This is a genomic window from Streptomyces sp. NPDC025833 (genome assembly GCF_055558055.1).
Genome location: NZ_JBVHNF010000002.1, coordinates 324,148 through 336,235 on the forward strand (window position 1 = coordinate 324,148; position 12,088 = coordinate 336,235).

Annotated in this window: 3 protein-coding genes; 1 reads left to right on the plus strand and 2 read right to left on the minus strand. The window is 76.7% G+C overall.

Going from position 1 to position 12,088, the window contains the following annotated elements; translation table 11 throughout:
• Positions 1–51 precede the first annotated feature (51 nt).
• Positions 52–4,806 carry a type I polyketide synthase gene (locus tag ACZ4K2_RS04025; protein WP_467470207.1) on the minus strand — a complete coding sequence of 1,585 codons (4,755 nt, stop codon included), beginning with the start codon at positions 4,804–4,806 and terminating at the stop codon, positions 52–54.
• The gene (locus ACZ4K2_RS04030) at positions 4,806–10,289 is read right to left on the minus strand and encodes a type I polyketide synthase (RefSeq protein ID WP_467470209.1); all 5,484 of its coding nucleotides are present in this window, start codon (positions 10,287–10,289) and stop codon (positions 4,806–4,808) included. The genes ACZ4K2_RS04025 and ACZ4K2_RS04030 overlap by 1 nt, the downstream gene beginning before the upstream one ends.
• Positions 10,290–11,121: 832 nt before the next feature.
• On the opposite strand from ACZ4K2_RS04030, the gene ACZ4K2_RS04035 reads away from it, so the two are divergent.
• Positions 11,122–11,808, plus strand: a complete 687-nt coding sequence (locus ACZ4K2_RS04035) for an ANTAR domain-containing response regulator (RefSeq protein ID WP_467470211.1) — start codon at positions 11,122–11,124, stop codon at positions 11,806–11,808.
• Positions 11,809–12,088 lie beyond the last annotated feature (280 nt).

The following is a 12,088-nucleotide window of genomic DNA, read 5'->3' on the forward strand; positions in this document are numbered from 1 at the left end:
TGTGCGAAGAGGTGGACCGCGGTGGGGCCGGGGTGTCGTAGGAGGGTCGGCTCACGCCGAGCCGAGTTCGTTGTCGATGAAGGCGAACACGTCGTCGGCGGAGGCGTCCTCCAGTCGTCCGGCGACGACGCCGGAGTCCTGGCCGAGGGTCTTGTTCAGGTCGGTGAGCAGCGACTGGAGGCGGGTGGTGACGCGGCTCTGCTCGATGTCCTCGGCGGTGAGTCCGCCGAGCCGGGCCGCGACCCGTTCGAGTTCGGCGACCACCGAGTCCACGGAGGTGTCGGCGCCCGCGAGTTCGGCGCCCAGGTGTTTGGCGAGGGCGGCGGGGGTGGCGTAGTCGAAGATGAGCGTGGCCGGCAGCGGCACCCCGGCGGCGCCGCTGATCCGGTTGCGCAGGTCGACGGAGGTGAGGGAGTCGAAGCCGAGGTCGCGGAAGGCGGTGGCCGGCTCGACCGCGTCGGCGCTCGCGTAGCCGAGGACGGCGGCGGCCTGCCCGCACACCAGCTCCTGCAGGGCGCGTTCGCGTTCGCCGCCGGTGAGGCCCGCGAGCCGCTCGGCGAAGCCGTCGGCCGCGGCGGACTCGGCGGGGCCGGCGGGGCCGCGCCGGGCCTCGGGCAGGGCGGACAGCAGGGCGCTCGGCCGGGACGAGGTGAAGGCGGGCGCGAACACGGACCAGTCGACGTCGGCGACGGTGACGGTGGTGTCTTTGCCGTCCAGGGCCCGGCGCAGCGCGGTGAGGGCGCGGCCGGGGTCGAGGAGGGACATGCCCATCGCGCGGGCGGCCGAGCGGACGGTGCCGTGGGCGGCCATGCCGTCGCCGCCCCACGGTCCCCAGGCGACCGAGGTGGCGGGCAGCCCGGCCGCACGCCGGTGTTCGGCGAGGGCGTCGAGGTAGGCGTTGGCGGCGGCGTAGTTGGCCTGGCCGGCGCCGCCGACGGTGGCGGTCAGCGAGGAGAACAGCACGAACGCCGACAGGTCCCGGTCCGCGGTGAGTTCGTGCAGGTGGCGGGCGGAGTCGGCCTTGGCGGCGAGGACACCGGCGAACCGTTCGGGGGTGAGGGCGTCCAGGACGCCGTCGTCGAGGACGCCGGCCAGGTGCAGCACCGCGGTGAGGGGGTGCTCCTCGGGTACGGAGTCCAGCAGCCCGGCGAGGGCCCGGCGGTCGGCGACGTCGCAGGCGGTGAGGGTCACCCGGGTGCCGGTCTCGCCTAGTTCGCGGACGAGGTCGGCGGCGCCCGGGGCGTCCGCGCCGCGCCGCGAGGTCAGCAGCAGGTGGTCGGCGCCCTCGGCGGCGAGCCAGCGGGCGACGGCGGTGCCGACGGCGCCGGTGGCGCCGGTGACCAGCACGGTGCCGGACGGCTTCCAGGGGGCGCCGGGGCGCGCCGGGGCGTGTTCCAGCCGGCGGCCGTAGGCGCCGGAGTCGCGGATCACGACCTGGTCCTCGCCGCCCGGGTCGCCGAGGAGCGCGGCCAGCCGGGCGAGGACCTGTCCCCCGGTCTCGGCGGGCAGGTCGACCAGTCCGCCCCAGCGGTCGGGGTGTTCCAGGGCGGCGACCCGGCCGAGGCCCCACACCCCGGCCTGGTCGACGCCGGTGACGGTGGCGGCGCTCCCGTGGGCGACGGCGTCGCGGGTGACGCACCACAGCGGGGCGGTGATCCCGGCGTCCCCGAGGGCCTGCACGAGGACGGCGGTGGCGGCGGGCGCGCCGGCGGGCGCCGTCAGGGACAGCACGCCGTCGACGGCGCCGCGGCCGGCCAGCAGCCCGGCGAGGTCGGCGCGGCCGGCCGGGTCCGGCACCGCGAGGGTGTCGACGGTGAGGCCCCGCTCGGTGAGTCCGGCGAGGACGGCCGTGGTCCACGGGTCGCCGGCGGCCGGCACGACGGCCAGCCAGCGGCCGCCGGACGCCGGGGTGGCGGGGGGTGCCAGCGGCTCCCAGGCGACGCGGTAGCGCCAGCCGTCGGCGGTGGCGTTGGCCTGCCGCTGCTCGTGCCAGGCGGCCAGGGCCGGTACGACGGCGGCGACGGACGTCTCGTCGGCGACGCCGAGCGTGGCGGCGACGGCGGGCACGTCCCGGTCCCGGACCAGTTCCCAGAACGGGTCGGCCGCGTCACCGCCCGCGCGGGCCGCCGCGGAGCGCTCGGCCTGGAGGATGGGGGCGTCCTCCCAGTGCCGGTCGCGGCGGAACGGGTAGGTGGGCAGGTCGACCTTGCGGCCCCCGGGGAACACGGCCGTCCAGTCGGGGCCCGTGCCGGTCAGGTGCAGCCGGCACACGGCCTCGACGAGGGCGGCGTCCTCGGCGCGGTCGCGGCGCTGGGTGCCGATGACGTCGGGGACGACGTCCTGCGCCAGGTTGGTGAGGATCGAGTCGGGGCCGACCTCCAGGAAGCGGGTGGCGCCCTCGGCGGCCAGCGCGGTGACCCCGTCGTGGAAGCGGACGGCCTCGCGGACGTGCCGGACCCAGTAGTCGGGCGAGGTGAGTTCGGCGGCGGGGCGGCCGGTGACGTTGGAGACGACCGGCAGGGCGGGCTCGTGGAAGGTGAGGCCCGCCAGCACCTCGCGGAAGGCGTCGAGCATGGGGTCCATGCGGTGGGAGTGGAAGGCGTGCGAGACCTTCAGCCGGGTGGACTTCTCCACTTGCGCGGCGACGGCGAGCACGGCGTCCTCGTCGCCGGAGACGACCACCGCGCGGGGGCCGTTGACGGCGGCGATGTCGACGCCGTCGGTGAGCAGCGGCACCACCTCGGCCTCGGTGGCGAGCAGGGACACCATCGCGCCGCCCGCGGGCAGTTCCTGCATGAGCCGGCCGCGGGCGGCGACCAGGGCGACCGCGTCGGCCAGGTCCAGGACGCCGGCGACGTGCGCGGCGACGACCTCGCCGATGGAGTGCCCGGCGAGCAGGTCGGGGCGGACGCCCCAGTGCTCCAGGAGCCGGTACAGGGCGGTCTCGAAGGTGAAGAGGGCCGCCTGCGTGTACATGGTCTGGTAGAGGGGCGAGGTGGCCGGGTCGGTGTCCTCGGCGAACATGACGTCGCGCAGCGGACGGTCCAGATGCGCGTCGAAGGCGGCGCAGATCTCGTCGAAGGCGGCGGCGAAGACCGGGAACGCGCCGTGCAGGGTGCGGCCCATGCCGGGCCGCTGGGAGCCCTGGCCGGAGAACAGGACGCCGAGCCGGCCGGGTTCGGGGGCCGCCGCGGCCGGGTGGCTGCCGTCGGCGACGGCGCGCAGAGCGGCCAGCAGTTCGTCGCGGTCGCGGCCGGTGACGGCGGCCCGGTGGGGGAAGACGGCACGGGTGGTGGCCAGCGTGTGGCCGACGTCGTACGGGTCGAGGTCGCCGGCGGCCGCGAGCAGCCGTTCGGCCTGTCGCCGGACGGCGTCGGGGCCCTTGCCGGACAGCACCCACGGCACGACGGGCAGCGCGGCGCGCTCGGGGGCCACCGCGTCGGCCGCCGCGGGGGGCGCCTGCTCCAGGATGGTGTGGGCGTTGGTGCCGGAGATGCCGAAGGAGGACACGCCCGCGCGGCGGGGCCGTCCGTCGGGGGTGTCCCAGGGCTCCGGCTCGGTGAGCAGCCGGATCTCGCCCGCGGTCCAGTCGACGGCGGTGGAGGGCCGCTCGACGTGCAGGGTGCGGGGCAGGACGCCGTGGCGCATCGCCATGACCATCTTGATGACGGCGCCGACGCCGGCCGCGGCCTGCGGGTGGCCCATGTTGGACTTGATGGAGCCGAGCCGGATCGGCCGGTCCGCGGGACGGTCCTGCCCGTAGGCGGTGATGACGGCCTGGGCCTCGATGGGGTCGCCGAGGGTGGTGCCGGTGCCGTGCGCCTCGACCGCGTCGATGTGGTGCGGGGCGAGCCGGGCGTCGGCGAGGGCCTGCCGGATGACGCGGACCTGGGCGGGACCGCTGGGCGCGGTCAGGCCGTTGGAGGCGCCGTCCTGGTTGACGGCGGAGCCGCGGACGACGGCGAGGACCTCGTGGCCGTTGCGCAGCGCGTCGGACAGCCGTTCCACGAGCAGCATGCCGGCGCCCTCGGCCCAGGCGGCGCCCGCGGCGTCGTCGGAGAAGGAGTGGCAGCGGCCGTCGGGGGACAGGGCGCGCCGCTCGCTGAACTCGATGAACATCTCGGGGCTGGCCATGACGGCGGCGCCGCCCGCGAGGGCCAGGGAGCACTCGCCCTTGCGCAGCGACTGGATCGCCGAGTGCAGCGCCACCAGGGAGGAGGAGCAGGCGGTGTCCATGGTGACCGCGGGACCCTCCAGGCCGAGGGTGTAGGCGATGCGGCCGGAGACGATGCTGCCGGAGATGGTGCCGCCGATGTAGTCGTGGTGCATGAGGCCGACGAAGACACCGGTGGGGGTGCCCTTCATCCTGGTGGGGTCGATGCCGGCCCGCTCGAACGCCTCCCAGGTGACCTCCAGGAGCAGCCGCTGCTGCGGGTCGGTGCCGGGCGCGTCCTTGGGGCTGATGCCGAAGAACGCGGGGTCGCACTCGGCGGCGTCGTGCAGGAAGCCGCCGTGGCGGACGTAGCTCTTGCCGGGGGCGCCGGGCTCGGGGTCGTAGATCGCCTCGACGTCCCAGCCGCGGTCGGTGGGGAAGTCGGTGACGACGTCGACGCCCTCGTCGACGACGCGCCACAGGTCCTCGGGGGTGCGCACCCCGCCGGGGTAGCGGCAGCCCATGCCGATGATGGCGACGGGCTCGCGGTCCTGCTCCTCCAGCTCCCGCACGCGGCGGCGGCTGCGCTCCAGCTCGGTCGTGGCCCGCTTGAGGTAGTCGCGGAGCTTGCCGGCCGTGGCCGAGTCTTCCATCACTGGGCTCCCAGTTCGTTGTCGATCCTGGCGAAGAGTTCCTCGTCGCTGGCCTCCCGGAAGTCCTCCGGCCGCGTGGGCGCGACGGTGCGTCCGTGGGTGTCCTGCCAGCCGCGCAGCAGCGCTTCGAGGCGGGCGGTGACACGGCCGTGGCTGCCGCCCTCGTCGGGCAGGGCGTGCAGCGCGGTTTCGAGGCGGTCCAGCTCGGCCAGCGCGGACCGGGTGAGGTCGGCCGGTCCGGGCACGAGCGCGGTCTTGAGGTGGGCGGCGAGGCCGAGGGGGGTGGGCTGGTCGAAGACGAGCGTCGCGGGCAGGGTCAGGCCGGTGGCGCCCGCGAGGAGGTTGCGCAGTTCCACGGCGGCGAGCGAGTCGAAGCCCATCTCCTGGAAGGCGCGCCCGGGGTCGACGGACTCCGGCGAGGGGTGGCCGAGCACTCCGGCGACATGGGTGCGGACCAGTTCCAGCAGGGCGCGGTCCCGGTCGGCGTCGGCGAGGGGGGCCAGCCGGTCGCGCCAGTCGTCGGCGGGCGCGCCGGCGGCGGGCGCGGGTCCTGGCCGCCGGGCGGGCCGCACCAGGCCGCGCAGCAGCGCGGGCACGCCGTCGGGCCGGGCGCGCACCGCGGCGGCGTCCAGGCGGACGGGCACCAGGACGGCGTCCTCGCCGCCGGGGCCGGCGTCCAGGGCGCGCAGGCCCTGCGCGGGGGTCAGCGGCGGCAGGCCGAGCCGGCGGAGCCGTTCCAGGTCGGCGGCGTCGATGCCGGCGCTCATGCCGCCGCTGCCGGACCACAGGCCGTAGGCGAGGGAGACGGCGGGCAGGCCGAGGGCGCGGCGGTGGGCGGCGAGGCCGTCGAGGAAGGTGTTGGCGGCGGCGTAGTTGGCCTGGCCGCCTCCGACCAGCAGGCCCGCGGTGGAGGAGAGCAGGACGAAGGCCGACAGGTCCGTGTCCCGGGTCAGTTCGTGCAGGTTCCAGGCGGCGTCCACCTTGGGCCGCAGCACCCGGTCGACGCGGTCCGCGTCGAGGGTGGCCAGCACGCCGTTGTCGACGACGCCGGCGGCGTGCACCACGGCCCGTACGTCGTGCTCGGCGAGGAGCGCGGCCAGTTCCGCACGGTCGGCCGCGTCGCACCGGGCGAGGGTGACCTCGGCGCCGGACTCCGCGAGCTCGGCGCGCAGTCCGGCGGCGCCGGGGGCGTCCGCGCCGCGCCGGCCGGCCAGCAGCAGGCGCCGTACACCGTGCTCGGTGACCAGGTGCCGGGCGATCAGGGCCCCGAGGCCGCCGGTGCCGCCGGTGATCAGGACGGTGCCGTCGGGGTCCCAGGCGGGCGGCACGCCGGGCTTGGCACGGGCCAGCCTCGGCACCCGCACCTCGCCGTCGCGCACCGCGACCTCCGGTTCGCCGGAGGCGAGCGCGACGGTGAGGGCCGCGGTGAGCGCGGGGGCGGGCTCCGGTGCCGGGCCGGCGTCGCCGTCGGCGTCGAGGAGCAGGAACCGGCCGGGGTTCTCGGCCTGGGCCGCGCGCACGAGCCCGTACAGCGGGGCGTGGCCGAGGTCGCCGGTGCGCAGCAGCACGGCGAGCCGGCGGCCGGCGCAGCGCTCGTCGTCCAGCCAGGCGCGCAGGGTGTCCAGTACGGCGGTCACCCGGGTCCGGACCAGCCCGGGCAGGTCCGGCTCGGCGTCCGGGGTGCCCGGCACGGCCAGGACCACCAGCTCGGGCACCGGGCCCGCGGCGAGCAGGGCGGCGAGTCCGGCGTGCCGGGGCGCACCGGGACCGAAGCCGTCGGGGCCGGTGTCCGCCGGGCGGCCGTCCCCGGGGCCGCTGCCCGCGAGGCCGCACACGGCGAGTGCGGGGAGGCCGGCGGCGGAGGCCGGGGCGGGGGCCGGGACGAGGTCGACCCGGTACAGCGGGTCGTCCCCGTCGGCGGCGAGCTGCTCGGCGGAGACGGGCCGGGCCACGAGGCTGCGCACGGTGGCGACGGGCGCGCCGGTGGCGTCGCCCAGGGTGAGGGTGACGGCGTCGGCGCCGGACGGGGTCAGCCGCAGGCGCAGGACGTCGGTGCCGGCCGCGTACAGGGTCACCCCGCCCCAGGCGAACGGCAGCACCGCCTGGCCGCCCGGGAGGTCCAGCAGGTTGACGTGCAGGACGGCGTCCAGGAGCGCCGGGTGCACGCCGAACGCGGCGGCGGTGGCGCGGGCGCTCTCGGGCAGGGCCGCCTCGGCGAACAGCTCGTCCCCGCGCCGCCACATGGCGCGCAGGCCCTGGAAGACCTCGCCGTAGCCGTAGCCGGTGCCGGCCAGTGCGGGGTAGAGGCCGTCCAGGTCGACGGGTTCGGCGTCCCGGGGCGGCCAGTCGCCGAGGGCGGCCGGGCCGTCCTGGTCCTCCAGGGTGACGACGCCCGCGGCGTTGCGGGTCCACGGCGCGTCGGGGGTGCCGGCGGGGCGGGACCAGACGGTCAGCTCGCGCCGTCCGTCGCGTTCGCCGCCGACGGCGACCTGTACGGCCACTGCCCCCTGCTCGGGCAGGATCAGCGGTGCGTGCAGGGTGAGTTCGTCGACGGTGCCGCAGCCGGTGCGTTCGGCCGCCTGGAGGGCCATCTCGACGAAGGCGGTGCCCGGCAGCAGTACCGTGCCGTGCACGGCGTGGTCGGCGAGCCAGGGGTGCGAGGCGCGGGAGAGCCGTCCGGTGAGGACCGCTCCCCCGGTGTCGGGCAGGTCGGTCGCGGCGGTCAGCAGCGGGTGGCCGGTGGCGCTCTGACCGAGGCCGTCGGCGTCGCCGGCGCCCGCCCCCGCCTCCAGCCAGAGGCGTTCGCGCTGGAAGGCGTAGGTGGGCAGGGCGGTGTGCCGGGCGGCGTGCGGGGCGAGGAACGCGGCCCAGTCCACGTCGGTGCCGGCCGCGTGCAGCCGGGCCACGGCGGTGACGAGGTCGCGTTCCTCGTCGCCGTCGCGGCGTGACGCGGCGACGGTCACGCTGTCCCCGGGCAGGCAGTCGGCGGCCAGGGCGGTGAGGGCCGCGTCGGGGCCGACCTCCAGGAACGCCCGGACGCCCAGCTCGTGCAGGGCGGTCACGGCGGGGGCGAAGCGGACCGGGCGGCGCACGTGCTCGACCCAGTACTCGGCCGTGGCCAGGCGGCCGGGGTCGGCGAGGGCGCCGGTGAGCGTGGAGACGACCGGGATCCGCGGCGGCTGGAAGGAGCACCGGGCGGCGGCCTCGGCGAAACCGGCCAGCATCGGTTCCATCAGCGGCGAGTGGAAGGCGTGCGAGACCTTGAGCCGCTTGCCGTTGCCGAAGCGGGCCGCGAGGGCGTCCACGGCGTCCTCGGCGCCGGAGACCACCACGGAGCGCGGGCCGTTGACGGCGGCGAGGCCCACCCGGTCGTCGAGGTACGGGGCGACCTCCTCCTCGGTGGCGCGCAGCGCGGCCATGGCACCGCCCGCGGGCAGGGCCGCCATCAGGGTGCCGCGCGCCAGCACCAGCCGGACGGCGTCCGGCAGGGAGAGCACACCGGCCGCGTGGGCGGCGGCCAGTTCGCCGACGGAGTGCCCGGCGACGTAGTCGGGGGTGACGCCCCAGGACTCCAGCAGGCGGTACAGGGCGACTTCGCCGGCGAAGAGGGCGATCTGGGCGTAGTCGGTGCGGGTCAGCAGGTCGGCGTCGGTGTCGATGACCTCGGCGAGCGGGCGCGGCAGGGCCGGGTCGGCGAGCGCGCACACGGCGTCGAAGGCCTCCGCGTACACCGGGAAGGCCCGGTGCAGGGCCCTGCCCATGCCGGGCCGCTGCGCTCCCTGGCCGGTGAAGAGGAACGCGGTCCGGCCGCCGACCGGGGTGAGCGGGGTCGCGGCGGTGAGCCCGGCGAGCAGTTCTCCGGTGTCGCGGCCGACCGCGACGGCGCGGTGCTCGAAGCGGGCGCGGTCGGTGGCCAGGGACAGGGCCAGGTCGGCCGGGCGGGCGCCGGGGTGCGCGTCGAGGTGCGCGCGCAGCCGCGCGAGCTGCGCGGTGAGCGCGGCGCGGGTACGGCCCGAGACGATCCAGGGCAGCCAGGCGCCGTCCCGCGCGGGCGGGTTGGCGCCGGCCTCGTCCGCGTCGCCGTCCGCGGCCGGGTCCGGTCCGGCGGGCGGCTCTTCGAGGATGACGTGGGCGTTGGTGCCGCTGATGCCGAAGGAGGAGACGGCGGCGCGGCGGGGCCGTCCGGTGGCGGGCCACGGGCGCCGTTCCACGGCCAGTTCGACGGCGCCCGCGGTCCAGTCCACCTGATCGGTGGGGGCGTCGACGTGCAGGGTGGGCGGCACCTCGCCGTGCCGCATGGCGAGGACGGTCTTGATGACCCCGGCGACGCCCGCGGCGGCCTGGGTGTGCCCGAGGTTGGACTTGACCGAGCCCAGCAGGAGCGGTTCCGTGCGGTCCTGGCCGTAGGTGGCGAGCAAGGCCTGTGCCTCGATGGGGTCGCCGAGGGAGGTGCCGGTGCCGTGCGCCTCGACCACGTCGACGTCGGCGGCGGTGAGTCCGGCGCCGGCCAGGGCCTGCCGGATGACGCGCTGCTGTGACGGTCCGTTGGGCGCGGTCAGGCGGCTGCTGGCGCCGTCGGAGTTGACGGCGCTGCCCCGGACGACGGCGAGCACCGTACGGCCGTTGCGCTCGGCGTCGGCGAGCCGTTCCAGCAGCAGCATGCCGGCGCCCTCGCCCCAGCCGGTGCCGTCGGCCCCCGCCGCGAACGCCTTGCAGCGGCCGTCCGGGGCCAGTCCGCGCTGCCGGCTGAAGTCGACGAACGTCTCCGGGGTGGACATGACGGTGACGCCGCCGGCGAGGGCGAGCGAGCACTCGCCGGACTGGAGCGCGCGCACCGCCCAGTGCAGGGCGACCAGGGAGGACGAGCAGGCGGTGTCGACGGTGACGACCGGGCCTTCGAGGCCGAAGGTGTAGGCGACGCGCCCGGAGGCGATGCTGGCGGCGCTGCCGTTGGCGAGGTAGCCGTCGAGGTCGTCGGGCACGGAGGCGAGGCGGGTGGCGTAGTCGTTGTACATCACGCCCGCGAACACGCCGGTGCGGCTGCCGCGCAGCGAGGCGGGGACGATGCCGGCCCGCTCGAACGCCTCGTGGGAGGTCTCCAGCAGCAGCCGCTGCTGCGGGTCCATGGCGAGGGCCTCGCGGGGGCTGATGCCGAAGAAGTCGTAGTCGAAGTCGGCGGCGTCGTGCAGGAATCCACCGGTGCGGGCGTAGGTCTTGCCGGGCCGCGCCGGGTCGGGGTCGTAGAGGGCGTCCACGTCCCAGCCGCGGTCGGCGGGGAAGTCCGTCACCGCGTCGGTTCCGGACGCGACCAGGTCCCACAGCTCCTCGGGGGTGGTGACGCCGCCCGGGTAGCGGCAGCCGATGCCGACGACGGCGACCGGGCCGTGTGCGCGTCGCTCGTTCTCGCGCAGCCGTCGCCGGGTCTCCCGCAGTTCCGCGGTCGTCCGCTTGAGGTAGTCGAGCAGTTGCTCTTCGTTGTTCACCAGCGCGCCATCCGATCGAGATCGAAGTGAGGGCCTGGGCCGCGCGGATCGCCTCCGGACGGTTTCCGGTCCGCTTCCCCTCCGTTCTCGGAGGCTAGGCAGCGGGCGACGACACGGGACACCCCTACGGCCCCCAGGGGCCCCCACGGGGGGTTAAGGGGTCGTGGGGACCAGGGGGTCGGGGCTTGGGAGCCCGGGGGGGGTGAGGGCCAGGGGAACGCTCCGCGTGCGGTACGGCGGGGGTCGGCCGCGCCGAGCCCCGCCGTGGCGCACGCGGGAGGGGACGGCGCGGGGCGCGGGTGCCGCGTGCGGGGTGCGGGGTACGGGGTGCGCGGACGCTACGGTGGCGCGGGCGACCCCCTTCTGTGTTCGCCGGCCGGTGGCGTCCTCGGCGCGCCGGGTACGGGTCGTCGCGCGGCGCGCGTCCGCCGTGCGTGTGGTCGGCGACGGGCGGGCGCGGCGGGGACGGCGGCGGACCGCGTTCTTCACGCGTGATCACGCCGGATGCCGCGGCCGGATTCGGGATCCGGCCGCGGCATCCGCCTCTCAGGGCACTCCCAAGGCCCGCCGGCCGAGTGCCCTTCATCGGCGGGCGGACACGGAGCCGAACGGGTGGTTCGCTCCCGCCGGGCCGCGGACACGGTGTGCCTCACGGGCGCGGTGGCGCGGGCGCCGTCCGACGCGGCAGCCGCGGCGGCGAGGGGACCGCGCCCGAACCCGCCCGGCGAGCAGGGTCCGTCGGCGGACGCCCGCGCCGGGGTGCACGGCCGCATGCGTACCGTGCGTGAGAGGGTGACGGGAGCAACGGGTGACGGGCGGGACGGAGCACCTCATGGACTGGCGTGGGTTCGCGGAGCAGATGGCTTCCCTGGCGCGGTCGCTGCCGGCCCAGACGTCGGTCGAGGACACCCTGCGGTGCATCACGTCGGCGGCGACCGATCTGGTGGAGGGCTGCGACGCGGCCGGCATCCTCGTGCTGCACGGCACGCAGGTGGAGTCCCTCGCGCCCACCGACCAGTTGGTCGTGGACAGCGACCGGCTCCAGGAGCGGCTGCGGGAAGGGCCCTGTTTCGACGCGGCCCGCACCCGGACGGGCGAGCGGGTGTTCCGGATCGCCGACTTCACGGACGAGCAGCCCCGCTGGCCGGCCTACTCCCCCGCGGCCCGCAGTCTGGGGGTGGGCAGCATGATGGGGTTCCTGCTCTTCACCGAGGACGAGGATCTCGGCGCGCTGAACCTCTACTCGCGCGACGCCGGCGCGTTCACCGGCAACAGCGAGACGGCCGGCTGGCTGCTGGCCTCCCACGCCGCCGTCGCGTTCTCCAGCGCACGCACCCACGCCCAGATGCGGCAGGCCGTCGACACCCGTCATGTGATCGGCGAGGCGATGGGCATCCTCATGGGCGGTCACGGACTCACCGAGGACCAGGCCTTCGACGTACTGCGCCGCTACTCGCAGGAGAGGAACGTCAAGCTACGGGAGGTCGCCCGTCTGGTGTGCGAGCAAGGCGGCCTGTGACGGGACGGCTCCTGCCCCCGTGACCGCCCGTGTCCCCCGCCGTGTTTCAGCCAGGACCCGGCTCCGATTCGAACTGGTGACCGCCGCCCGCGCGGGTCCGGTGGAGGGCGGTACGGCGGCGGCGGGCGCTCGGGGGCGCCGCCCGGGGCACGCGCCGGACCCGCCGTACTGCCTGCGGGAACGGTGGGCCGCGCACACCGTGCGGCGGAGCACGCCAAGGGCACGGCATTGCTGTCCACCCGGGGGCCGGGCAACGTTCGGGCAATGTTCGGTCAAGATC